Origin of the sequence: Arsenophonus sp. aPb, from assembly GCF_029873475.1 — a bacterium.
GTDB lineage: Bacteria > Pseudomonadota > Gammaproteobacteria > Enterobacterales > Enterobacteriaceae > Arsenophonus.
Map to the genome: position 1 here is coordinate 480,459 of NZ_CP123499.1, position 25,802 is coordinate 506,260.

Sequence of the window (25,802 nt, forward strand, 5' to 3'; positions counted from 1 at the left end):
GGAATGATAAGCATTATAATGAATAATAAGTTGCATTGTTTTTACTTATTAAAGTAGTTTCCTCCATCGCTTGAGGTTATGAATTTAGAGTATCAAGTGTGACAGAAACCAAGATGGGGAAGTTAAATGATTACTGGGGATTTGAAACGAATCAAGATCGTTGTGGTGGATGATCATGACTTGATCTTTGATGGCTTAAAAAGCTGTCTTGCCCCCTACTCCGATCTGGAATTAGTTGGATTTGTTACTGATGGTCTTGGTGTGTATGATGCATGTCTAAAATTACAGCCAGACTTAGTGATAATGGATCTTAGCTTACCTGGCATGAGTGGTGTTGAAGCTATTCGTCAATTAAGAAAACGTTGGCCAAAATTAATGGTAATTGTATTGACTGCTTCAGAAGAAGAACGAAAAGCTCGCGATGCCCTTGATGCAGGCGCTAATGGTTATGTATTAAAACATGGCTCTAAAAGTACACTGATAGCGGCAATTAAAAGTGTCGGTAGAGGTAAGTTTTTCATCGATCCTAATTTGGATGCAGCAAAAATTGTTGCGTTAAAAGGGGTTGAAAATGGGGATATTCCGGTATTAACCCATCGAGAAAAACAGGTACTTAAACTTATTTTCGAGGGCAAGCGTAATCGTGATATTGCTGAAGCATTAGTGATCGGCTTGAAAACAGTCGAAACTCATCGAATGAATATTATGAGGAAACTCGATGCGCATAATGTAGCAGATTTGATGAAATGGGCGCACAGAATGGGATTCTAACAGCTTGGCCCTGTTACGGGCCATGATGAATTAGAGATTGATTATATTCTAGTGCGATTAATAACACCTCAAGTTCATCGCTAGAAAACTGGCCTTGTGATTCGAGACGTTTTTCTAATTCTGCTGCGGTTTTTGCTATGTTCTCAAAACCAGTAAGGGCTGCGCTCCCTTTTATGTTATGTAAAATATTTCGTAGATCTTCCCAATTACGGGTTTGTAAGCAATCTTGAGTACGTTTAATCATATCAGAAAAGTGCTGAGCTAACCGATGGTTAAACTCGTCTTCAGAAAATTTCATAATAGGTTCTGCATTATCGCAGTTAACCTCAGGTTGCATATCGCGATCGATCTGAATTTCGGCTGCCATCTCAATGCATTGGGCTAATTGCTCGAGTGACACGGGTTTAGTCAAATAGCCGTTCATTAATGATATTGTTTTTTCATGTTCACTTGGATTAGCATTTGCGGTCAGTGCCACGATTGGGCATTCAGGATCCAGAATGACATTACTTTTACGCCATAATCGAGTTGTTTGATAACCATCAATGTCAGGTATCCGTATATCCATTAATACCAAATCGAAAATATGTTTTTTACCCAGTTTGAGTGCCGCTCTACCGCTGTCGGCAGTATAAACCATTTGACCAAGTTCAATTAGCATTTGGCTAATAATGTCGCGATTAGTAGCAACATCATCGACTAATAGTATTTTCAGTTTCCAAGGTATAATCGTTTTGAATAACATTGATGAAGAGGGCAATGAAATACCGTGTTGGATCTCATACAACTGCTTCCATAATCGCCATGGCAAGTAGGTTAGCTCTTCATTTTCCAGTAATGGATTTTTTCCTTCCTTAGCTTGGCCTCCCCACAAAGCAATTTGTGCATGTAGTTTATGCGGCGCAACGATAGGTTCTGGCTGTAAACTCATCGGTGAACTTGGTTCCAGTAAGGGCATACGAAATATGAATGTACAACCATAACCATAATCACTTTTTAGGGTAATATTTCCACCCATTATAACGGCAATTTTCTCAGAAATAGAAAGACCTAGCCCCGTTCCCACTTTATAGTGTGATGACTGGACAAAAGGTTGGAATATACATACCTGATCCTCTTCTTTTATTCCCGGACCAGTATCTTTTATATAAAAACAGAGTTGATTTTTTTCTACTTTAATCGTGAGTATGATATGCCCTTGTTCAGTAAATTTTGCTGCATTACCCAAAAGATTGACTAAAATCTGCTGCACTCTTAATGAATCTAAATTTGAAGATTCTGGCACGTCATTATTGACTATGCAGTGTAATTTAACCGGTTTATCTATTAAATGGGGCTGAATAGTCACCATCGCATCATCGACGATTTTTAGGATCGGATAACGACGAAGGTTTAATTCAACTTGATCGGCTTCAATACGAGAAAAATCTAAGATATTGTTAATAATACTGAGCAACGATTTAGCACAGGTATAGGCGGTATTACGTAAATTAGCTTGTTTTTCGGAAAGCGGCGTAGTTTGCAATAATTCTAACGATCCGGTGATGCCGTTAAGTGGCGTACGTAATTCATGGCTGATAGTGGTAAGATGTTCACTTTTACGTGCTGTAGCCCGCTCGGCCAATTGTTTGGCCTCAGTCAGTTCGATGGTACGTATTGCAACTTTGTTTTCTAGTTCATCATAACTATGTTTGATCGTATCAAGTAACGTGTTATAAGCGCGCGCAATATCGCCAAGTTCATCTTTACGTGATTCAGGTAAACGGCGACTAAAGGTCGGTTGCACATCTTGTTTAATAATATTAACAAAGTGACGAATCGGCTTTGCTAGGTATTGCCATAAAATCCACAACATCACAATGGTCATAATAGCAAATGACAATAATGACCATTTCAATTCATGGACAAAAGGGGTATAGGCAATTTGCTTAATACGCGCCTTAGGGATTAATGTAATTTGCTGCCAATTTGGGCCATCGATTTGTTCTGATATAGCATAATAATGGCCAATATCAATGCCATACAGCGATCCTAACAGATGAGTATAAGTTGGCATTAGCATTTTGATATCGGCCATCTCATTTTGAGAGATATTTAACTCGTTGTTAAAGGATAGAACGCCTTTGGGTGTAAGGAAAAAGTTGATATCACTGGCATGATAAATATTAGAGACATCTAACATATCATTGATATCAATAACGAAACCGACTTGTTGATGATTAGATTTTTGTGATGGCGGCGTATAACTCATCAGTACATAACTACGTTTGCTAACGGCGTCGTAAAATGGCTCACTCCAACGAAAACCATCGGTTGTTGGTTGCTTTGCTAATGCTGTAATTTCAGTTATTCGTTTGGTTAAATTATTTCGTTCAATCGTGGATAGTGCATAAATAGCGATACTCTTACCAGGTTCAATAATAAATGTATCAATATATCTTTGTTGACCTGAGGTGCCAAAAGTTTGTAGCGCCCATAGATTAGTCATATTTGTTACCATGGGATGATGGCCAATATTAATTTGGCGGGCAACCAATTCATGTTCATCTGGAAAATGTAGGCATTCAAACTGGGATTCACTGATACGATGTTCTAATTGTTGAATGTCAGTAATTGCCTGTTTAAATAGATTGCGATTCAAATGAGCCCGTATTTCACTTGTTTGGTGATAGGTCATAAGAATATGTTGTATGGCACCACTATAGATATTGTTATAAGAATTTACTTCGATAAGTATCCATAAACTAATTAGTACCGAAATAAAGGCAAAGGTGAGTTTAGTCACTAAGGACGAACACCAATGTGTATTCATAATTACTCTCTTATCCTAAAACGTATGCACAAAGACATACATACAATTTATTAACAATAACGCAAATTGCGGTTAAGAATCTACTCAAATTTCTCTATTTATTTTTAATCTGTTTAGGTAACGATGAGATTAAGGTATTTACCTGATACGACAAAGATATTGTATTACTCATACTTGTTAACAGATAAAAAAGGTGACAAGACGATGATAGAGAGATTTACCGCAACTGGATTGTTTGAAGTTGTTGAAAAAACAGAAAGCAATTGGAACGCAATTTGTGCGGGCAGAAATGCACATTGGTTATCATCTTCTTTTGGTGCCACTGTTGGCGTTCAGATAATGCCACCCAATAGTAAAATATGGTATCAACAAGCAAGCTTAGTGCTTGTTAGCTGTCCAGAAGGACGGAATATGGGACTAAATTATCGTGGTTCTTATTGGGTGCTCTGGCAAGCCTATGGTAAAGATATTGATGATAACCTACTTATTCAATCTATTTGTACTCACCTGGCATTGGCTAAATTTTTGGAAGAAGGTTTGTATCAACCTGTGACATCACCATCCTTGCGCTATCGGAGTATAAAAAGATGAAAAAGAAACTCTGTTGCTTATTTTTATTAACCACCACGGTTGCGCAGGCGGCATCAATTTCTTCCATACACTGGCAGGACAGTGACCCCTTTGTTTATGTCAGCCGTGGGACACCACTTGCATCGGTAATAAGAGATATTGGTAATTCCTATGGTATTCCTATGGCTATTAGTCCACAGATACAGGATACCTTCAGTGGCCGAATTGAGAACAAAACACCGAAAGAAATCCTGGCATTTTTAGCGCAACAGTATGGCTTAGTTTGGTATTACGATGGTGATGTATTGCATGCTTATAAAGCACAGGAAATGAACAACCAAGTGGTTTCTCTTAGTGCTTTATCAAATGAACGTGCGTTGAACTATATGGGAAGAGCCGGTTTTTTAGATAAAAATAGTTGTGAAGTTAAAGCGATTAATGGATTGAATGCGCTACAAGTTTATGGCGTCCCAGACTGTATCAATAAAGTTACTCGATTTATTAATCAGATTGATCAAGAAGCGAAACAAAATATTCAGACACAGCGTTTAATACGCATTTTCCCGCTTAAATATGCTTCAGCGACGGACACTGTTTATCAATATCGTAAACAAAATGTAAACGTGCCAGGTATTGTCAGTGTCCTAAAACAGATGAATCAAACTAATGCCAATGGCGTAAATGCACAACAAGATACAACGTCATTTGCCGCCGATCCAAGGCAGAATGCGGTGGTAGTTAGCAGTAATAAGCACGATATGGGGCTATATAGCACGTTGATTAAACAGCTTGATATCGCACCAACCATGATTGAAGTATCTGTATCGATTATTGATGTCGATGCGTCAGATTTTAATCAGTTAGGTATTGACTGGTCGGCCAGTGCCAAAATTGGAGGCGGAACGATCGCTTTTAACCAAGGTACATCAGGCAGTGATAATTTTTCAACAGTGATTGGCAACACCGGCAATTTTATGGTGCGTTTGAATGCATTAGAGAAAGTCTCTAAGGCGAAAATACTTTCTCGTCCATCGGTGGTAACACTGAATAATGTACAAGCCGTGTTGGATAAAAATATCACTTTTTATACTAAATTACAGGGCGATAAGGTAGCAAAACTAGAATCGGTAACCGCCGGCTCATTACTTCGTGTAACCCCCAGACTGATTGATAGCAATGGTCGCAAAAAAGTGATGTTATCACTTAATATCGAAGATGGTCAGCAAACGAAGGCGATTAATGATAGTGAGCCATTACCACAAGTCCAAAATTCAGAGATAGCAACACAAGCAACCCTGAATACGGGTGAAAGTTTATTACTCGGTGGGTTTGTACAAGATAAAGACCAAACGGTGCAAAATAAAATTCCATTATTAGGGGATTTGCCACTGATTGGCGGTTTGTTCCGTAGTGAAGATCGTAGTAAGCAGAGTGTGATACGTCTGTTTTTAATTAAAGCAGAGCCTATCAATCAAGGAGGCTAATCATGGCAAGCGATTATAAATTGCTATGGTTAAATGGTCCGATGCAAGGGCGAGAATTGTTTTTGCCTGAAGGTGATCTGACCATGGGTATCGAGGGTGACATTATTGCACCATTAACTGGGCATTCCTCTTTATCACTGACGGTACAGCCACAAGGTATTACGCTTAATCAGCCCATGACAGTATTAGTTGAAGGAGGGGAGCAGATTGGCCCCATGACATTTCCACTAAATCAAGTCATTGTGCTAGCCGGTATCGGTTTTATGGTTGGGCGAGCTGATGAATCATTACAATGGCGCCCATTACCTGAAGCTAAACTTGCCGGCAAAAGCAAATGGAGTTTATTACTGTGGAGCGGATTTTCACTCTTTATCTTGCTAGCAAGTTTATTTGTACTGTTATTACCCCCATCAACATCTACCCTGTTTGATCCGCATATTTGGTTAAAACAGCAGTTGTTGGCACCTGAATTAGGACAGATTCAATCACAATGGGATAGTAATGGTGGATTAACGTTGAGTGGTTATTGTAAAAATTTTATTGCTTTAACACGACTAGAAAGTGAATTGAAATTACGTGGTATTCGTTTTCGTGACAAAACCGTCTGTATTGATCAGCTGGTAGCAAGTGTGCAGTCAATTCTGGTCGCTAATGGTTATTTGCAAGCGAAAGTAACAACCGGTAAAGAAGCAGGCGATATTCTTATTTCAGGTGCGATCCAGTCGGGTAAGCAATGGGATAATGTTACCCAACAACTTGGACAATTAAATGGCTTACGTCATTGGCAGGTAATCAATGCAATTGGTGGTTTTAGTCAGCAATTAATCGATACATTACGCAGTAAAGGGTTATTAAGTGGGTTGATGGTTGAATCTCGCCAAGACAGCATCATCATCACCGGCTTGAGCGACCAGAATAAAGAACAGAAAATACAACAGCTAGTTGATTCACTTGCCGCTTCAACTGGGCAGCATAGGGATGTAAGAATTGAAAATATTCCTGTGCGCGAAAATTTAAGTGATTATCTTCCTGCCCAGGTTGTCAGTTATGGTGGTAATAGCAAAGCACCGTTTGTTGAGTTAAGTAATGGTATACGACTTAAATATAATAGCCAGTTGGACAATGGTTATGTTGTAAGTTACATCGATTTTACTGGATTAGATTTAAATCGAGATGGTAATTCTGTTCATATTCCATTTTCTTTTTAGGAGGTCATATGACATGTATCACAAAATTGGAAGAGAATTTAAAGCAACAACCAGAATATCAGGCAATTTATTTACAGCAATTAAATAACTGCCAAAAAAGCCTAGTACAAAATGATGCGAAATCTGCGATGGTATTATTGGAGGCTGTAGAAGCAGCAAAACAGGTTATTAATATTTTAGCGCAACGATATAAAAAGCAAAATTAAATAAATATATATTTATTACGTTTTTAAATTTTATTTTTACTTTTCTATTTTTTATAAATTTATTTTTATTATTAAATTTTTTTAACCAGAGGAAATAATTATGTTTAATGATATTCAAGCATTAATATCGGATTTAGATTCTCGTCGTTCATTATTATTCGAGCAAATGAAAGAGTTTGAATCTTTGCAACATGAAATAAAGCAATTGACAGAAGAATCTAGCCATAGTGCAACCGCACAAAATAAGTTAAAGAAATTAGAACAAGCATTTCCTGAAGGTATTGATAAATGCCAAAAGGATATTCTTGCTAAGATTAATTCCCTTGAAGAAAATTTTAAAGTTATAGAGAAAACATTTAAATCAATTAATCATGAACCTGATGATGGCAATAGTTCATTGTTAGGATCAGATACTGCAGTAAATACAAAAAAGAAAACTTTTAAATCTTATATTTAGTTATGAGGGCTAAATTATGACTACTCCAATCTTAAACGCACCAGGTAATTATTCTGTCAATGCTGGATCTGTTAATGGGGTTAAAGATACCTCTGCAATATATGGTGATTCAGTTTTATCCGGCGGTATTGCGGTACTCTATATATTTATGAGTTTGTTATCTGATGTTGCCAATCAAAAATATGCTCAAATGCAGCAAAAAGCGGATATATCACGTAGTGCCCAGGATATGGCTAATCGGGTTGATGAAATCATCGCTGAGGTCTCTAAAAAAGGTGACAAAGCGACCGGCGAACTACCTGATGATGTTGTCAACTATATGCGTGATAATGGTATTACCGTTGATGGCATGACAATCGATCAGTATTTGGCAAAAAACGGCAAAGATCTTGATCAAGGGAAATTGCAAGCGGTTAAAGCAGCGCTGGAAACAGTATCAAACCGCGCTTCCGATTTTGTTTCTCAATCTCAACTGCAATTGCAAAAAGTGATGCAAAGCTACAATGTGACGGTTAGTTTAATTAATAGTATGCAAACGATGTTGGCGGAAATGAATAAATCGATTGCACAAAATATCCGTTAATAGACAGATCTAACCGTTAATAAATAACGTTAAACAAATTAAATAGTTGGAGGTCGCTATGATCCATTTAACCAGCGGCATTAAAACGGCTTTGTCTCTTAATAAAGGGCAAGTGAATAACAATAATCCCAATAATGGCGATTATGTTATATCCGGCGGAATCGCAGTTCTCTATTTATTTATGAATTTACTTTCTGACATGGCGCAATTGAAATATAACCAGATGCAAATCAAGTCAGAAATGGCGCGTGATGCGCAAGATATGGCTAATCGGGTAGATGAAATCATCGCCAAAATTGCTAAAGAGGGCGATAAAGCGCTGGAAAAATTGCCGCCTGATGTTATCGACTATATGAGAAATCATGGTGTTACCGTTGATGGCATGACGATTGATGATTTCCTGCAACAAAATGATCCTACTGCGGCTTTATTAGCCAAATTACGTGAAAAAATCGCTGAATCAGGTGCCGATGGGATGCAATCAGCCAGTTGGCAAGATGTAGTTCGTTATATGGATGAACATGGTATTAAGGTTGATGGACAACGTTGTAGTGATTATATATGGGGATTACCGGAAGTGGGCTCTCGTTCCTATCAAAAGATCAGCCGGGAACACATGCAACATATTGCTGATGTATTGGCGGCGGCCGGTGGTTTAGATCAAGGGAAGCTAGGAGCGGTTAAAGCGGCGCTGGAAACAGTATCAAACCGCGCTTCCGATTTTGTTTCTCAATCTCAACTGCAATTGCAAAAAGTGATGCAAGGCTACAACGTGACAGTCAGTTTAATCAATAGTATGCAAACCATGTTAGCAGAAATGAATAAATCGATTGCCCAAAACATCCGCTAGGGAGGAAGCAATGGATAATAAAGATTTTGCCACTTTACTTGACTTTGTACAGCAAGGTGGGGCGGTGAGTGGTTTGGCAAATGTTGATCAAAAGGATCTTGATTTACTTTACCGCTACGCAATGCAACTGATGACTTATGGCGACTATCTGGGTGCCAAGCGAATTTTTTTCTTACTCATGCGACTCAATCAAGGCAATTTTGAATATGTTTATGCTTTGGCAACTTGCTGCCAACAACTGAATGAACATGAAGAGGCTATTTTTTGTTTTGGACGTGCGGGCATGAATCGTTTGCAAGATCCACGTAGTCCTTACTTTGCGGGTATTAGTTATCAGGCGCTTGGCAATCGGCAATATGCAGAAAAGTCTTTTCGTGCTGCGCTAAGGATATGCCGTTGCTTACCGGCTGAGCAATGGTCAGAAGTCCGAGAAAATGCCCAGCAAAAGTTAGCTTATTTAATGGGAGAAATGTGCCATGAATAATATCAGTATTACTTCACCCATGAATAGAGCGGATATACAAAATCCTAATGTTTATGATAGCAATCCGGTTGAAAAAGCCAGTCTACCAGAGTGGTCTATGCCAACCTATGTTTCGTTGAATGTGGATCGTGATGAAAAAAATGGCGTGGTTAGCCAGCAACAAGCACAACAGGCTTTTGCTCGCATATTGAGTGCCTTTCAAGCTGATGACGGTACTACCTTAAATCAACTAGAAAAGGCATCCATAAACGATATGATTTTACTGGCTGCCAACCTGAGTTTGAAGACATTTGGTGATACGGCCAATGCGGCAGCCAAAGCGAGCCAATTGATGACGGATACCCAAGCATTTTTACGTGATCAACGGGTAAAAGAGTTTCAAGAACAGCTGGCCAAACAAATTGAGCAATCGGAAAAAGCGCAAAGAGGCGGTATTTTTGCTGCTATTTTTGATTGGATTGTTGGCGCAGTAGAGGCTGTTTATGGTGCCCTCAAGCTGATTGAAGGGGCAGCTCGAATCGCAGTTGGTGATGTGGTTGGTGGTTCATTAGAAATTGCCAGTGGTGCCTCTTATTTGACTGCTGGCATTGCAGGAATGGTCAAAGCCGCAGCTGAAACGGCGATATTGTTAGGTGCCGATAAGGACAAATGCCAGGAAGTAGCGGATATTGCCGGTAAAGTTCAATTGGGTGCAGAAGTTGTCGCTATGGCGTTAGATATTTTCCAGGCCGGACGTGCGATATCGGCCACCAGAGCAATCGCCAAAACAGCGGGTGAAACCATGAAAGAAGCGGCGCCGAAATTAGCTGAAGCCGTAGTTAAAAATTCATCACAAGAAATATCCACTATTGCCGAGCAAGTGGGTAAGCAAGTCTCTGAACAGATCGCTGAACAAATTGGTAAACAATTAGTTAGTGGCGTAGAGAAAGGCTTAGAAAAAGTGGCTGAACGCGGCGGACAGATTGCCAAATCATTAAGTAAGGCTTTCAGTCAAGAAGCAATCCAAGCTCTGGTAACCCAATCTGTTGAGAAGATAGCTACCCAGGCAGTAGAAAAAGGGGTGCAAATCACAGCAGAAGAGCTCACTAAGCAAGTTACTAAGTTAATCCGTAATGAAGTGATCAAACAAGCTATCAAAGCCTGTACGTTTGTTTCTCTCGATTTGGTCTATATGGCGGCTAATACCGGTAAAACGGTGACTAGCGGTATTATTGGCCTAGAAAAAGCTAAGTTACAAAAACAGATTGAAGAATTAATCCTGCAACAAAATTTTATGGAATTCTGTTTTGATTGGTACGACAAAGCGAAAGAACAGCAAGGTAAAACGATTAAAGATCTATTAGATAAACAGAGTGATACCTTAGCGGGTGTAAGTAAGACGATTAGTGAAACGGGTATGCTGCAAGCGCGCATTGCTAGTGCAACAGTTTAGTGCTGGCAAACTTTTATGCTGTGGTTATTTCAATTAGCGATTACTAACGATAAGTTAGTAATTAAACAGCTGGATTTTGATAATTGGCATGACTTGAAAATGCTATTCTAATTCAGATTTAGCCATTATTAGCTTGAAATTGATGATGAAAAGACAAAATCCAGCGGCTAATTGAAGTTGATCATAAATTGATAATTGCAGATAGCGAAATTTAATGATCGATAAAACAACAACATAAAAGCATCCTAGTAAGCAGCGTGAGTAAGCACAATAGTGTAAAACGCGTGAAGAAATGGGTAATTACCCATTATGCAGATAATTTTAGTAGGAGGCAGTTATGAGTGATATTCAATTAATGTCCGCTAATTCAGCTTCAGTCAATAAGTATGATGATTTGGGCAATAGTGGGCTTTATGACGTTAGTAATATGGATGCTATTGCTCAGATCAATGAATTGATTATTAAGTTAGCTGAAGTATTAAAGAAACTGCGCAATATTTTGCAGGAGTTTAACCAAAAGCAACAAGAATTAGGTTGGAATATACAAACTGCTTCACTCGATAAAAAACGCCAAGGGATCGAAGATGCTTGTAGTGCGGCAATATCAACCGGTGCATTTCAAATTGCATCTGGTATGGTTGGCTTACTAAGTGCTCCTTTAGCTAAACAATTTGGTGAAATAGCCACTCATTTGGGGCAAGCTGCCGGTAAAAGTTTTGAAGGGATTGGCCAATTGAGCGCTGCTGAAAAGACAAAAAAAGCAGAATTGGAAAAAGTAGAAGGTGATTTCCAAGCGACGAATGCGCAGAGCTACGCAAAAAACATTAAAGACTCATGGGATAAGGCTTGTCAACTATCCGAACAAATGCGTTCCATCGTCAAAGATTTAGTTGACTTATACACGCGTATTAGCTCAGCAGTAGTAAATAAGTAAATTTTAACTAATAAATAGCATAGTTAATCGGTTAAGCAAAAACCACCGCTCAAAATAGGCTATTGAGCGGTTTTAATTAAGTGAGGCTTTGGCCCAAAATGATTATGACAAATATCAAGCAGGAGGTTTCGCTAGCGCAATTAATCGCCATTATTGAACAGGCATTGGCACAACCGCAAACAGAACAACAAACACAAACAAACATCTCAAACGAGATATTAAATGCGACTTATCAACAAGCGGTAGATGCCTATCAGCAACTGCAATTGTCGCCGGCATTAACTGCTTTTACTTATTTGGTAATGTATCAGCCTTGTGAACGAAAATATCTTATCGGATTGGCTTCTACATTACACGCACTAGAACAATATCGGTATGCATTAGTGTTTTATGGCTATGCCAGTTTACTGGATGCGAGAGATGCGGGAGTGACTTTTCGTATCGCTCAATGCTATTTGGCACTCGATCAAACTAGAGAGGCTATTGATGCATTACAGACATCAATAGAGCAGAGTTTTATTGCACCAATACAACCTGATATACGTAGACTTGCACAGACATTATTAGATGAAGTTCTATAGAAACTTTCATGAGGAATAGGAGGTATTTTATGCCATATGATAATACTATTGATGCTAGCGGAGCAGCATCAGCTTACCTAGATCTTGCTCAGTCGCCAAGCAAATCATCGGCTACCGCACGGCAGTTCAATATTAACCAGGTACCACTTGCAAATAATGTGACTGAGTGGTTAGATCTGGCGGTAAAAAAAGGAGAGGCTGAGGCAAGTAAACCACTGGATCTAACACCAGTCATTGAACAGCAAATTAACCAGTCTAAACAATACTATGATGAAGCTAAGCAGCAAGGTGTTGAAATCGCTAAGCGTTCATTTTTTAAAGAACTATTGAATGTGGGGATCGCAGGCGTTGGTTTAGGGCTTTCGATTGCAGCTACCCTATTTACTGCCGGAGCAACAATGCCATTACTGGTTGGTTCAAGTATTACATTTGGTTTGGCGGTCGCTGATGCTGGATGTGCTTATGCTAATTGGCATAGTGAAGCGAAGGGCGGTGAAGGATTGAAGTTAGGATCTGATGCCATAGCTAATGGTGTCTATCGGCTGCTTAATAGGGCAGGTATAACGAATGACAGAGCTGAAGACTGGGCTAAATATACCTCTGCTTTTTTACGCGCAGGCTTAGTTGTCGGCACCCTATATTCGGGCGGTGCGGTCACAACAGCAACCTTGGGTGCGTTGAGTAGTACTTTCTCAGCCACTAAATTGGTGAGTAACAGTGTCGATGCATTTACTTCAAGGACGGCGTCTGTGGCTCTGGGGAATGCGGTTGAGAAAAAAAATCTGCTACAGGAACAGTATGCGCATCAGCAGCAAAAGATAAGCAAATTGAAAGGCATGCACGATGGGCTTGAGTTGCAATACAGAGAACGCATAGAGCAACAAACTCAATCACTTTTGGCCCAAGAAAAGCAAAAAACGCGTCAATTGGAGTGTGAAGTTGAGTGGCTAAGGACAAAGTTTTTTCTCCAAAAAAAAGCGGATAAATGTTAGTTATCATTGTTTAGAGAATAAATAATCAAGAATCACGCTATTATTTTGTAATATTTAGATTACATATTGCTCATTAAACAGATAATCTATTAATCATAAAAATTAACCGGTTCCGTTGCAACCCGTTAATTTTTTCAAAAAATATCCTTGTTTTTTTAGTTTAATAAATATATTAATCTTTGTTGTCTATATTTAAATATCAATTTATTTTTTATTATCTAATGTTCAATCTAATTCGTTAGATCTAATTTAGCTATTATATTCAGTTTTGTTATATCTATTTATTAATATCCCCTCTATAGAATTTAATTCTAAATGATAATGCGTTTATTTTTTATTATTTCAGGTGAATACCGGATATAAAAAATGAATATTAACCACCAAACTATGTTATAGGAAAGAAAGCAATAATACAGAAATAAATCATTAAATAACAATAACACACTCGAAATATTAATCAGGGATAGGGATGTATAGGTCTTTTGGTTTTAACAAAAGTTTAAGTACTGATATATCGTTAAGTGTTTTGATCAAGTGAAATAGCATTGTTTATATCGTTGGTTAATAAGTATCTACTGCCATTTTATTGATATTTCAAAAATGAAATGGCTAAAGTCTGGCAAACAATGCTTAATTTGACGTTAGGGTAAAATTATGGATTTCAATGCTATCATCAACCAATTATCGCAATTATCTGCTAATGCTGCTGGTGATATTAAAAGTAAAATTGCCAACGCTGATCCGAGTAATCCTGATCAGATGCTACAGATGCAGTTTGCGGTACAGCAATATTCCAATTTTATCGGTTACGAAAGCGCTTTGATCAAAGTGGTTAAAGACATGATACAAGGGATTATTGCCAAAATATGAAAAAAGAAGATAAACAATTATTGGTAGAGATTGCGCTTGCTGCTGCCAACCATGGATTAATAAAACAGGCTTATGCTATGTTAGCCGCGTTTCCTGAATTGATTGCCGACGAAGATGCGCGTGCGCTATGTAGCAGTTTAGTCTACTTTGCTTTAGGTGAAAATAGTGCCGCGCTACGTTCATTAACAGGCATGAAAAGTAATCAAGCTGAAGGATTGCGTTGTTTATTTTCCTCGCCTGCCGAGATGGTCAATCAATCGCAAATTTTTACTTTATTAGCGGGAGATGAAAATGGACATTAAAGCAGTAGCCCCCATCAATTTGCTGAAGAGCCAGACGACAGAAGCGGTTAATCCGGATACCCAGTTAGTTGAAAAATTCAATCAATTAATGCAACACGGTCAAGGACAAACGGCGGCGTTAGGGACAGTTCTTCCATCAACTGTCGAGCCGACGGCGCAGGCGCTGTCACCTACCCAAGCCGTTCAAGGACAAGCAATGATAGTGAAAGCCGTTCTTGAAGTGGACATGGCAGCTAAAACGGCAGGAAGTCTTGCTCAATCAATCAATAAATTAGTGACAATGCAATGAAATACTTAAAGTATTTATGTTTAATATTGGTGTTGTTCCTGACCGGCTGTAAGGTCGAATTATACCGCAATTTGCCCCAAGATGAAGCTAATCAAATGGTTGCATTATTGATGTTAAATCACATTGATGTTAATTCTGAAATTGATAGCAAAACCGGCAAAGTGACATTGCAAATCGAAAAAGATAAGTTCATCGATGCGGTGGAAATACTTAGGCAAAATGGTTATCCAAAAACGCAATATGTCGGTATTGAGGATCTTTTTCCAGCAGGTCAATTAGTATCTTCCCCTGCTCAGGAAGAAGCAAAAATGCGTTATCTTAAAGAACAACAGCTAGAGCGTACGCTATCAAGTATGGATGGTGTCATTAGTGCACGAGTCTCAATTGCTCAGGCGGACAATAGTGAGAGTAATATTGATAATACTACGGCCGAAAAGTCGGTTGCGGTTTACATTAAATATTCACCAGAAGTCAATATGAATGGGGTTGAAGCACAAATTCGCAATTTAATTAAGAATGCGATATCTGGTTTGCAATCCGATAAAATTAGTTTGTTTTTGCAACCTGCTGAATTCCGTTATCAACCACAAAAAATTCAAACTAATCAGCAATGGCAATATCTACAAAATTACATTGTAGCCAATAAAACGTTAATCTTATTAACTTTTACCGGGATATTTATTGTCGTGTTTGCAGCAGTAATCTTTGGAAGACGTAAGGATAAATCTTAATGACTGAATTGGCAGTGAGATTTAATTATTTATTATCCCATCCAGGCGAGATCATGCATGCTAAATGGTGGCAATCGCTTGGACTTAATGAATGGCAGTCTCGCTACCCAATTAGTAATGAATTAAAACGACGCGTAGATAAGTTGATACTTAATCGATTAGGATTTCAGCCCACTTTATACCGTCAAATACCGGAAAATATGCAGACCTGGTTGTTGTTATTAACCAAAAAGCCATATTTATTCACCGTTGTTGGATTAATTTGTAATCCCTCTCCTGACTATTTGTGGGATAGTGCTTATAGGTCACGTTTAGCGACCTTATTAAGTCAGGAACAGATAAAGCAATTAATCGCTTTATGGCCAACAGAGAGCCACACGGTTGCAGTACCCTGGTTAGTTGATGAGTTCCTTGAGCAGGCGCACCTTTATGCCTTAAATGTCTTCTCTCATTATTGGCAAGGACATGATTTTGCGCTGCTTTTAGCCTGGTATTTTGCTCCATTAGAGGAGCAAATGTCCTGTTCGCAACAACAGATTGAACAGGCTGTTCGCTGGTTATTTCGTTTGGAGCGTTTCTTATGAATGGATTTTTAGTGTCAGTTAAAGAGTGTGAGCTCTTAAAGCAAACATTGGAAATCACGCCTGATGAAATTCAGCAAGGTTTAGCTGAGTGTAGACGGGAGCAGAAAGCCAAACAACGTATTAAGCAATATGCAGATAAAGTGCGGCAAGAGTGTGATGCACTTCGGCGGGAAGCACAACAGATTGTTGCTAAAGCAGAAATAACCGTTAAGGAGCAAGAAAAAGCCTGGCGAACACAATTACGGCAAGAAGTAGTGGCAGAAAGTATCAATTGGCTGGTTGAACAGGCAGAGTTAGAAAAACACTTAGTTATCGTCTTGCAGGAACGGATCTGTCAACAAGTAAAATCAGTTCTTAAAGCCTGGAGCCAAAAACAAAATATTAGTGAAAATCTTATTAACCAGCTTACTGAGCAGATAGGTGAAGCAACCAATAAACAAAGTTTGGTATTGAGTGTTTCATCGGAACAGGCTGATGCGTTGCGTAAAATATTTGCTGAGCAAATGCAAATTAGGATCCGTCCTGATTTTGCACCTTGGCAAGCAGAACTAAGTTCAAGTTGTATGACATTACGTTTTGATTTATATGAACACCTTGAAAGGTTGTTAGAAACCTGCGTTCCTACAATGAAAAAAACGCACTTGAGAGGAACTTGTGATGCGAATTGATCAAGCTGATTATCTCGATTTTCAATCTCTACAAGATAGCAAGCAGACAGCAAGTTTTATACCTGCGGAGAGTACGGCAACGCAAGCCAGTATTGCATTAGCGGAAGTCCGTGCTGAAGCGCTGGAAGAAACGTTAGAAGGTTTAAGCTTAGGGCTAAGCCAAGTAATGAAAAAAATAGCTGATGCCAATAAAAAGCAAAGTGCATTATTTAATGGCGTAGAAAAACTGTTACAGCAATTAGACGAAAAGCAACGAGGGGCTATAGAGCAGATTGCTAAACAACTTCTCTCCTTTAAAGATGGCGATAAAATTTTACAGCAAATTCCTCAGTTTGCCCTAGATAAAGGACAGCTTATTTTTTTGTTAGCAATATTACAGGGTATGACAAGTTTAGCCTTATCTGAACGTTCAAAAATCAAACAGTTTTTAATGTCATTGTTAGCGGAAGAAGATATTGAGCTAGCGTTAATTGCCGCTAGTCAAGGTATGACGATAGATACTTCACGGTTGCAAGCTTACCGTCAACTCTATCAGCATGCTGCCCGTGGAGAAAAAGGGTTAAGTCATTGGTTTAAATTATTACAAGAACATAAAGATCGACGACGGACTATTCAATTATTAATCCGTGCAATATCAGAGCCGCTAGTGAGTCATGAACAGTTAGATATGACTAAATTAGTAACTACGATTGACGATTTACGTCGCTTATGGCTGTTTTTAGCTTTTACTGAGCACTGTGCTTCCTTGTCGCGCACACTAAATTTAGCGAATGATACTGTTGCAGAAATTAGTATTGAATTATTAGAGCAAAGTTGGATTTATCCTGAGGCATTAGCACAATTGGTAATAAAACTGCCATTAACAACCTTGCAGCGTTTAATTTTTCTACGTAAATGGCGCGAAATTATGATGGTCATGAGTGAAGCTTGTTATCGCGATCCGGAACAAAAAGAGCATATTCTAGAAGTCATGTTACAACTGCTTGAACAGTGGAATGATAAGTATGCTGTTTAAAGGAGGGGAGAAATGCGTAAAGAAGATAGTGTACTTGCTCGTTTTGGTCAATTATTAGGCCTACCTTTGGTATGGGATGAGAGTGATCAGTGCACTTTATTACTTGATAATCAATTGATGATGTCAATCCATGCTAAAGGAACTTATTGGCAATTGTATGGTTTTTTGGGACAGATTGATGCACAAAAAGCACATTTACTATTCATTAATTGCATGCACCACAATATGCAACTGGTTGAAAATAATGATGGTGCGGTGGGTTATGATTCAGTGCAACAAACCTTATTATATGCGGTGAATTGGCCGGCTCCCGCCAGTGGTGAAGAACTATTAGTCTGGTTTGAACGTGCGACAATTTGCTATGAAGCGCTTTACCGTGAGTTTAGTCAGTGCCCGGAGCTAACAATATAGGTTGTTATATGACGATTGAATTGGATAGATTTTCAAAAAATTTGTGGACTAATCCTTGTTTGATATCGGGTCAACAGGATCAAGGTAGTTCAAGTTTGGTTCATGCTCAAATGAGTTTTAATGACCATGTGTTAAGTACATTAGCTAAACTACCTTTTCTGAAAAATGAAAATGCGATTCGGACCTATGTTGCCCGCCTTAATATAACAGTTCAACAGAAATTAACCGTGTTTTTACGCTCATTAGCGGAAAGATATGGTTTGGCTACCACTGAACAAACACTACCTAGACTAGATTTATCCCCCAAAACACCACTGGCTGCCCATAAAATAGAATTTATTCCACAATCTATGTTGTTAGCAATGAGTCAAGCGCATTCAATTTCTAGTCATCAAGCTGAAAATGTTAATAATAAAATTTTTTCCTTGATTCAGTTTAGTAATGCGATAAAAGAACTCGTCAATCAAGGTGGACCAGCTCAGTTACCTATTCCGACTAGCATACCTAGATTTGGTAATTGGTTTTATTGGGAAGATAAAAATATTCAAAAAGTGCAACAAGCTATTGCTGACTATCATAAACTAGTTGAAAAAAATGAATATCAAAGTGCCTCTGCACGTTTGTTGGCTTTAACTGATTTACGTCATCAGGGTGATGAATTTTCCGATCTTTATAGCAAATTAAAAAGATATCTTGATTTTTATCAGCAAGCACTGGATGACATTGAACAATGTTGTCTTACCGTTCCCTCCTCTCAACAAGTTCATCTGACTTCATTGTTGGAGCAAGTTTTAGTACAGAAAGAGCACATTGCGGCAGTGGCTGAACAGTTGGTAATGTTACCTGAATTTTGGCAGCAGACGGTTATAGAGCGACAGATCATTAATGCCCGTTTTGCTAGTTTGCCTGAAGAACTTAAAAATTTAGCCTCAGAATCGGTCTTATTACTCAGCCATCAGCTGATTGAAATGTTTGATAAGGTATCCTCAGTAAATGACTGGCAAGTACAATTAACTGAATTTTGGGCGAACGCTGAATTACCATTACCTTCACCATCTGAACTGACCACTTTAGTGGCTATTTTAGCTAGCGAACGGCCTGCATTAGCTGGCCAGGTTGCGATTCCTTTTAAAGAAGAAAAAGATAAAATTCAGTCTGGTATTTATCAACAATTAATTCAGGTACTAACAAGAAGTTTAACCCAGGTAAAAGAAAATAAATCGGTTCTTAAACAACGGTTGGGATTTGAGGACAAACAGAGTAAGGTTCGTAGCCAAGCCGCGCTTTTGAGCAGTTGGTTAAATAGAGCCGGAGAAGAGAGCTACTTACATGAACAGTATGTAGCAGCAATGCTAATTGCTATTAGTGGTGAGCGTTGTAGCATGCTAGATAGAACCGTCATTGCGGATGGAGCGGTCAATATCGATAATTTAGAGATAGAGCCGGGATGTGAAGCGGATATTCAGCAATTAGCAACCGAAGAAAAATGGGTTGTTTTGGCGAGAAAAGTACTCACTGCACAAGATAAGGTCTATCGCTTTGAAGAGTTGTATGATAGGCAAAGTGGCCATTCAGCCATCAATTTCCATTATGATGTGGAACAACGTGTGCTGACATCTCGGTTAATGGCATCGCCTGAGCGATATTTGCCTTTTTTAACTAAAAAGATCTCGGCACTAACAGCTTATCATAACGAATTACAATCTCTGACTGATAGCTTAAATATAGGCAAAGTACGCAGCCGTTTTGTAGAAGAGCTGAAACAAATTAGCGAGCAGAAGCAGCATTTAAGTTTATTGCAGGATGCGGTAAGGTTTTGGCAAAGTGTAAAACAGCAATATGAGCAACATGACCAATATGTTGATCAATTGCAAAAATTGCAAGATATTACTCTGCAGCAAGTAAGGGAGCTCAATAAACACGGTTATTTGGCTTTTTTACCTCAGTTACAGCAACTTGATTTAGCTATGTATGATCTTAGTAAGAAAAAAGAACGTCGAACTGAAGAACTATCAGAACAGGGATCCTCCTTAGATGACAGTCAATTACAAAAAATTGAACACGAGATGGTCAAGCTAGATGATGAGTATCAAGCTGCTTTGCTGTTACTAGTTCGTTTTGATCGACAGGCAAATAAAATGGAGGGCTATCCAGAGCAGGGCGATTACTACAATATCCAGGCATGGCAACATTGGGTGGTGCAAAATATTACTGGTGAATGGGGAGGATGGTTAGGTGAATTTAGACCGGATTTGAAAACCTTAATTTTACAGCACCAACTAGCTAAAAATGGCATGCAAACTTTAAGGGAAGCTTATCAAGCGCTATATCAAATAATCAGCCCATCCCTATTAATCAAATCGCTGGATACTGAGAAGAAACAGGAGATTTTGACGGCTTTTAGGGATTTGCATCATTGGGTAATGGCACATCCGATGGAGTCACAAGCGCTAGCCAAGAATATTACCCATGCATATCAAATTATTACTGGAAATAGTGGTTGGTTTGGTGCTGAACTTGCTACTGCGGTTAGTTCGATTTGGCAAACTGCGACAGTAGAAAATCAAGTTAAAGATATTTTGCTGGGTACCAGAGAGCTACTTCCCTTACAGCCATCATACTCAATGACACCGGAAATGATCGCACTATTGCATTTTACCCATTTACTACCTTATCTTGCCGCCGGTATAAAAGGCGGCGTTCATAGTGGTTTAATAAGCTCAGTGGCAGCACTTTTAGGTGCTGGTTGGTCAACCGGCATGATATGTGGTTTTGTCCAAACTTGGCTGGAACAGAAAATAGCCTCAACTGTATCCGACCATCGTAATACCGAAGTGATGGTTAACGCCCTGATGCTCGGTATTCGTGAACAGGGTAGTTTTCAGCAACGGGCGGCTTCGGTAGTAGGTTATGTGATGAAACGCCAGTTACTGCAAGATATTGGTACCTTAGGTCGCGATTGTTTTGAAACCAATAAAGTCGGAACTCTGCGCCGTTGGTGGCAAGATACCACTAATGTTTGGCAGAAAATGGATGTTAAAGCAAAATTATTTAGTGTCGCGGCAATTGCGGGTACAGCAGCTATTTCAGCCACCGTGGTGGCGGCTGCATTGATATTCACTGTAGGAACAGGTGGAGTAGGGTTAGCCGTATTAGGCATCGGTGCATTGTTAGCCGCGACTGTAGGTGGTTACTTTGGCTATAGTGGATTAAGTTTACTAAAAAATAGCGATTTCCTTGGTTTTCGTCAGGCATCTGAATATGCGCAAGATAAAATGACCGAACAGCGTATCCAAGACGCGTTACAGCAATTTATTAACAAACAATATCAGGGGAAAACCGTTGCTGAACATTTAGATATTCAGGTAGCCGATATTAAAAAACATATTTCCCTTAAGCAGGTGGCAAAGCAGGATCAGACACAATCTTTTATGCGACAACTAGAAGATTGGGGACGTATAGAACAGCAGAAAATAGACATCAAACAGCAAAAAGAGCGCGCTGAATTAGTGGATAAGGTGGCACAACAATTAAACGATTGGCAAGAGAACGATGGTCAGGAGTTAACAGAGTGTTTAGGTGATATTGATAAGGTACTTGTCCAAACTGAACATGCTGTCGCCTGATTTTGTCAACGCTATCTAAAAATGATCTCGCAGCCTGAAATCGTTATAGATTAGCATAATTTATTGATTTAATTAAACTAGTTTTGGCGGATTAATCGTTGTTTTGCGCCTAGAAATATTTTTCGCTAATTTTTAACCTGGTTGGCGCAAAATTCATTTTGCCTGCCATGAGGTCATTTCAGGTATTTACCGGATACGAAGCCAGAGCTTCCTCTAGCATGCTTAATAAATAGTAAAGAGGGAAGATGATGAAATTGCAACTGGCTCGTAATCTTGAACATTTTTTTTCTTTGTTCAATCACAGGATAGTCGAAATTTCAACGGCAATTGAGTGCCACTGGCCGCCTTTTGGTCTGCGTATTGAAATTATTGAAGAGCGTATTCTTATGACCAGCTGGTTGTTAAAAGAGGGGGATTTTGATCTCCTACAAGCATTAAAAATTAATCAACCAGAGGGGTTTTGGGGGATCCCGCAGCGAGTATTTATTATTCGCCATCGAGCTTATGTTAGTGCATGGTGCCCAAAAGAGAGTGATGGTCTTTTTTTATTTCGCTTGTGTCAAAGACAGCGTCAATTTCTTTCTCAGTTACCTAAAGGAGCTGCCTGATAATGTCAATAACTCGTTGGTTATCTCAAATTGCAGGACGTCAAGATATTATCCTTAGCGCCATGTTAATGTTGTCAGTATTCATGATGATTTTACCGCTGCCAACGACTTTAATTGATGTATTAATCGCGATCAACTTAGGTTTATCGATCATTTTATTTATGATGGCTATCTATATACGTGATCCGCTTGACTTCTCTGCCTTTCCGTCCATGTTGTTGATTACCACACTGTATCGTTTAGCATTAACTATCAGTACTAGCCGCCTAATCTTATTACAACATGATGCCGGTGAGATCGTGTACACCTTTGGTAATTTTGTCGTTGGCGGTAATCTTGGCGTTGGCATCATTATTTTTGCCATTATCACTATTGTACAGTTCATTGTTATTACTAAAGGCTCTGAACGCGTAGCCGAAGTGAGTGCCCGATTTTCTCTCGATGGCATGCCTGGTAGACAGATGAGTATTGATGGTGATATGCGGGCAGGTATTATTGATGCAACTGAAGCCAAACGACAAAGAGCATTGGTACAAAAGGAAAGCCAACTTTATGGTGCCATGGATGGTGCGATGAAATTTGTCAAAGGCGATGCCATTGCTAGCGTAATTGTTATTTTAGCCAATATTTGTGGTGGGATTGCCATTGGGGTGATCCAACATAATATGTCGGCGACAGAAGCACTGAATACTTATGCCATTTTGTCGGTCGGTGATGGTTTAATTGCGCAGATCCCGTCATTACTTATTTCAATAACCGCAGGATTAATTGTTACTCGGGTGCCCGGCGAGAAAAAAAATAATCTGGCTGGTGATTTAGTACAACAGATACTTAGTCAACCTATGTCATTGCAATTGACCGCTAGTATTTTGTTGGTTTTCGCTATCATTCCTGGTTTTCCTTGGTTTGTATTCGGTTCATTAGCTTTGATGCTATTTGGTTGTTCTTATTGGATGAAACGTAATGCAAAAGTGAAAAAAGGCACAGGTCAGATTTATCCCTCTGTAGAGAATGGAACAGAGCAGGCAACGCGAGAGATGACGCCAGGCACAATACCGCTGTTAGTTATTGTTGGCCAACAAATAATGACTGAGACGATAGCTGACAAATTGCAAAATTTACGTTGGCAATTATTTGAAAAATTAGGCTTGCCTTTACCTGAAATACAGTTACAGGTCGATACAAAAGGGACAAACACATTACAAATACTGTTATATCAAGAACCTGTCTTTGAGACAGAGATAGAGCCAGCGGCAATTTTATTAACCCAACCAATAGATTTACCTCAAGTACGTCAAGAGCAGTTGATTTTTAATCATCAACCCATTTATTGGTTGGTAGGCGATCATCCCTCATTGTCACCAACCACCGGTTATAAGGGGGAAGAGATTGTTACCTATTTGGTGGAAAAGGTAATTTATCACTTTGGTAAAGAGTTTTTAGGCGTACAGGAAACGCGTTATCTCATGGATGCGATGGAGATGCGTTATGCCGAATTAGTGAAAGAATTACAGCGCTTACTGCCAATTAGTAAAGTGACTGATATTTTGCAACGTTTAGTTGAAGAACAAATTTCTATTCGTGATTTAAGAACCATTTTTGAAACGCTGGTTGAATGGGGTTCAAAAGAAAAAGATACGGTAATGTTGACCGAGTATGTTCGCGTTTCACTTCGCCGTCATATTCGCCGGCGCTTTACTAGCGAAGAGGGCTGGATCCCCATGTTGTTAGTGGGTGATGGGATTGAAAATAGTATTCGCGAATCTATCCGTCAATCAGCGATAGGATCTTATTGTGCCCTTGAACCGGCCCAAGAGCAGCAGATTATTGCGGCCATAAAACAAAAATTACCCACTCAGGTCGCTTGTGTGGTACTAACTTCATTGGATGTACGTCGTTATCTACGCAAAATTATCGAGCCTGCATTGGCAACAACCGCCGTACTTTCATTCCAAGAAATTGGTGAAGATGCCAATATTAAAGTCTTGGCTCAAGTTGATATTATGGGGGAAAAACTGGATGCGCTCACTGGATAAAGCAAAAATCATTCAAGCGATGACTACTCCTCTATTTCAGCCGTTGACGGATATTCTTCCTTATCGATGTCTTGGTAAAGTACAGGAAGTATCCACTAATTTGGTTAAAGTGACACTGCCAGGCGCAAAACAAGGTGAATTATGCCTAATTGATAATCGGTTAGCAGCCGAGGTTGTTACCATCAAAGCACAAGAGGCTTGGTTGTCACCGTTTGACTCTACCATTGGATTAGTGTCTGGCGCATGTGTAGAACGTTTGGGTCATGGTCATCGAGTGCGGGTAGGCGAGCATTTATTAGGTGGTATTGTAGATGGTTTAGGACGACCGTTAGAAAAAATGCCGATCGCAGGTGAATGGCGTAGTAATCATAACGCGGCGCCAGACCCATTAACACGTCAGTTAATTAGCGAAGTTTTACCAACGGGTATCAAAGCGATAGATGGTATTTTGACGCTGGGTATTGGTCAAAGGATCGGTATTTTTGCCGCGGCTGGTGGTGGGAAAAGTACGCTACTTGGTATGTTAGCTCGGGGCTGTGAAGCCGATGTGGTAATATTGGCTTTGGTTGGCGAGCGTGGACGTGAAGTACGTGAATTTCTCGATAATCATTTACCTGCTGCCGCGCGAAAAAAAACCATATTAGTTGTCGCCACCTCCGATCGTCCGCCGTTAGAGCGAATGAAAGCTTCTTTGACAGCAACCACCATTGCTGAATATTTTCGTGATCAAGGTAAACGGGTATTGTTGCTGGTGGATTCATTGACCCGTTTTGCGCGTGCGGCACGGGAAATTGGTTTAGCCGCAGGGGAACCGCCGGTTGCCAATGGCTTTCCACCTAGTGTGTTTGTTCATATGGCCGCTTTATTAGAGCGAGCAGGCCCAGCTAAGGTAGGTAGTATTAGTGCTATTTATACCGTGTTAGTAGAAGGTGATAATATGAATGAACCTGTCGCTGATGAGGTTCGTTCTATTTTAGATGGGCACATTGTTTTATCTCGTCAATTAGCTGCCGCAGGACATTTTCCCGCCATTGATGTGAACGCCAGTGTGAGCCGAGTTATGGATAATATTGTGAGTAAAACCCATAGCTTACATGCACGTCGCTTACGTCAATTGCGAGCACTTTTTCAAGATGTTCAGCTATTAATTCGTGTTGGTGAATATCAATCAGGGCAAGATAAAGATACTGATGAAGCAATTGAAAAGAATCAACTAATTAATCAATTTCTTCGTCAGGATAGCGATGAATGGGTTTCATTTTGCCAGACGATAGAAAATCTTAACCAATTGGTTTAGG

Annotated in this window: 26 protein-coding genes; 25 read left to right on the forward strand and 1 reads right to left on the reverse strand. The window is 39.4% G+C overall.

The genetic code is table 11. The features are described 5' to 3' along the window. The first annotated feature begins 126 nt into the window (after nt 1-126). The gene (locus tag QE177_RS02065; protein WP_026823358.1) at nt 127-771 is read left to right on the forward strand and encodes a two component system response regulator; all 645 of its coding nucleotides are present in this window, start codon (nt 127-129) and stop codon (nt 769-771) included. A 13-nt stretch (nt 772-784) separates the two neighbouring features. Here QE177_RS02065 and QE177_RS02070 read toward each other — a convergent pair whose 3' ends face one another. Further along, entirely contained in the window at nt 785-3,583 is a 2,799-nt protein-coding gene (locus QE177_RS02070; protein ID WP_280551108.1) for a two component system sensor kinase, read from the reverse strand. Nucleotides 3,584-3,787: 204 nt separating this feature from the next. Here QE177_RS02070 and QE177_RS02075 point away from each other — a divergent pair, with 204 nt between their 5' ends. The 24 genes from QE177_RS02075 (at nt 3,788) to QE177_RS02190 (ending at nt 25,801) form a co-directional block, all read left to right on the forward strand. After that, complete coding sequence (locus QE177_RS02075) at nt 3,788-4,174, forward strand: hypothetical protein (protein WP_280551109.1); 387 nt, start codon at nt 3,788-3,790, stop codon at nt 4,172-4,174. Further along, a complete protein-coding gene (locus QE177_RS02080) occupies nt 4,171-5,637 on the forward strand; it encodes an EscC/YscC/HrcC family type III secretion system outer membrane ring protein (RefSeq protein ID WP_280551110.1) in 1,467 nt (488 codons plus the stop codon). Before QE177_RS02075 ends, QE177_RS02080 begins: the two co-directional genes overlap by 4 nt. A 2-nt stretch (nt 5,638-5,639) precedes the next feature. After that, nucleotides 5,640-6,845, forward strand: coding sequence for a type III secretion system inner membrane ring subunit SctD (gene sctD, locus QE177_RS02085; protein ID WP_280551111.1), 1,206 nt, complete (start codon nt 5,640-5,642; stop codon nt 6,843-6,845). A gap of 8 nt (nt 6,846-6,853) precedes the next feature. Beyond that, nucleotides 6,854-7,051, forward strand: coding sequence for an EscE/YscE/SsaE family type III secretion system needle protein co-chaperone (locus tag QE177_RS02090; protein ID WP_280551112.1), 198 nt, complete (start codon nt 6,854-6,856; stop codon nt 7,049-7,051). A gap of 100 nt (nt 7,052-7,151) precedes the next feature. Beyond that, a complete protein-coding gene (locus tag QE177_RS02095; RefSeq protein ID WP_280551113.1) occupies nt 7,152-7,508 on the forward strand; it encodes a hypothetical protein in 357 nt (118 codons plus the stop codon). A gap of 16 nt (nt 7,509-7,524) precedes the next feature. Beyond that, the gene (locus tag QE177_RS02100) at nt 7,525-8,091 is read left to right on the forward strand and encodes a secretion protein EspA (RefSeq protein WP_280551114.1); all 567 of its coding nucleotides are present in this window, start codon (nt 7,525-7,527) and stop codon (nt 8,089-8,091) included. 58 nt (nt 8,092-8,149) lie between these two features. After that, nucleotides 8,150-8,941 (forward strand): secretion protein EspA, encoded by a 792-nt coding sequence (locus tag QE177_RS02105; RefSeq protein WP_026823364.1) that lies wholly within the window; start codon nt 8,150-8,152, stop codon nt 8,939-8,941. Nucleotides 8,942-8,951: 10 nt separating this feature from the next. Next, a complete protein-coding gene (locus tag QE177_RS02110) occupies nt 8,952-9,425 on the forward strand; it encodes a SycD/LcrH family type III secretion system chaperone (RefSeq protein WP_280551115.1) in 474 nt (157 codons plus the stop codon). Next, entirely contained in the window at nt 9,418-10,857 is a 1,440-nt protein-coding gene (sctE, locus tag QE177_RS02115) for a type III secretion system translocon subunit SctE (protein ID WP_280551116.1), read from the forward strand. The genes QE177_RS02110 and sctE overlap by 8 nt, the downstream gene beginning before the upstream one ends. A 337-nt stretch (nt 10,858-11,194) precedes the next feature. Next, on the forward strand, nt 11,195-11,791 hold the full coding sequence (locus QE177_RS02120; RefSeq protein ID WP_280551117.1) for a hypothetical protein: 597 nt from the start codon (nt 11,195-11,197) through the stop codon (nt 11,789-11,791). Nucleotides 11,792-11,889: 98 nt separating this feature from the next. After that, complete coding sequence (locus tag QE177_RS02125; protein ID WP_280551118.1) at nt 11,890-12,372, forward strand: hypothetical protein; 483 nt, start codon at nt 11,890-11,892, stop codon at nt 12,370-12,372. Nucleotides 12,373-12,401: 29 nt separating this feature from the next. Further along, on the forward strand, nt 12,402-13,364 hold the full coding sequence (locus QE177_RS02130) for a hypothetical protein (RefSeq protein ID WP_280551119.1): 963 nt from the start codon (nt 12,402-12,404) through the stop codon (nt 13,362-13,364). A 654-nt stretch (nt 13,365-14,018) separates the two neighbouring features. Beyond that, complete coding sequence (gene sctF, locus QE177_RS02135; protein ID WP_032114489.1) at nt 14,019-14,234, forward strand: type III secretion system needle filament subunit SctF; 216 nt, start codon at nt 14,019-14,021, stop codon at nt 14,232-14,234. Then, nucleotides 14,231-14,536, forward strand: coding sequence for an EscG/YscG/SsaH family type III secretion system needle protein co-chaperone (locus QE177_RS02140; protein WP_280551120.1), 306 nt, complete (start codon nt 14,231-14,233; stop codon nt 14,534-14,536). Before sctF ends, QE177_RS02140 begins: the two co-directional genes overlap by 4 nt. Next, nucleotides 14,526-14,825, forward strand: a complete 300-nt coding sequence (gene sctI / locus QE177_RS02145; protein WP_280551121.1) for a type III secretion system inner rod subunit SctI — start codon at nt 14,526-14,528, stop codon at nt 14,823-14,825. Before QE177_RS02140 ends, sctI begins: the two co-directional genes overlap by 11 nt. Next, nucleotides 14,822-15,556: a type III secretion inner membrane ring lipoprotein SctJ gene (sctJ, locus tag QE177_RS02150; RefSeq protein ID WP_280551122.1), complete on the forward strand. Its 735-nt coding sequence runs from the start codon at nt 14,822-14,824 to the stop codon at nt 15,554-15,556. Before sctI ends, sctJ begins: the two co-directional genes overlap by 4 nt. Further along, nucleotides 15,556-16,140, forward strand: a complete 585-nt coding sequence (locus tag QE177_RS02155; protein WP_280551123.1) for a type III secretion system domain-containing protein — start codon at nt 15,556-15,558, stop codon at nt 16,138-16,140. The genes sctJ and QE177_RS02155 overlap by 1 nt, the downstream gene beginning before the upstream one ends. Next, complete coding sequence (locus tag QE177_RS02160) at nt 16,137-16,808, forward strand: hypothetical protein (RefSeq protein WP_280551124.1); 672 nt, start codon at nt 16,137-16,139, stop codon at nt 16,806-16,808. The genes QE177_RS02155 and QE177_RS02160 overlap by 4 nt, the downstream gene beginning before the upstream one ends. After that, on the forward strand, nt 16,798-17,823 hold the full coding sequence (locus QE177_RS02165; protein WP_280551125.1) for an HrpJ domain-containing protein: 1,026 nt from the start codon (nt 16,798-16,800) through the stop codon (nt 17,821-17,823). Before QE177_RS02160 ends, QE177_RS02165 begins: the two co-directional genes overlap by 11 nt. Nucleotides 17,824-17,835: 12 nt before the next feature. After that, nucleotides 17,836-18,234 carry a CesT family type III secretion system chaperone gene (locus QE177_RS02170; protein ID WP_280551126.1) on the forward strand — a complete coding sequence of 133 codons (399 nt, stop codon included), beginning with the start codon at nt 17,836-17,838 and terminating at the stop codon, nt 18,232-18,234. A gap of 8 nt (nt 18,235-18,242) precedes the next feature. Then, complete coding sequence (locus tag QE177_RS02175) at nt 18,243-21,860, forward strand: type III secretion system effector BopA family protein (protein WP_280551127.1); 3,618 nt, start codon at nt 18,243-18,245, stop codon at nt 21,858-21,860. Nucleotides 21,861-22,105: 245 nt separating this feature from the next. Further along, nucleotides 22,106-22,468 carry a hypothetical protein gene (locus QE177_RS02180; RefSeq protein ID WP_211229668.1) on the forward strand — a complete coding sequence of 121 codons (363 nt, stop codon included), beginning with the start codon at nt 22,106-22,108 and terminating at the stop codon, nt 22,466-22,468. 2 nt (nt 22,469-22,470) lie between these two features. After that, nucleotides 22,471-24,504 (forward strand): EscV/YscV/HrcV family type III secretion system export apparatus protein, encoded by a 2,034-nt coding sequence (locus QE177_RS02185; protein WP_280551128.1) that lies wholly within the window; start codon nt 22,471-22,473, stop codon nt 24,502-24,504. Continuing rightward, nucleotides 24,488-25,801, forward strand: a complete 1,314-nt coding sequence (locus QE177_RS02190) for a FliI/YscN family ATPase (RefSeq protein WP_280551129.1) — start codon at nt 24,488-24,490, stop codon at nt 25,799-25,801. Before QE177_RS02185 ends, QE177_RS02190 begins: the two co-directional genes overlap by 17 nt. The last annotated feature ends 1 nt before the right edge of the window (nt 25,802 follow it).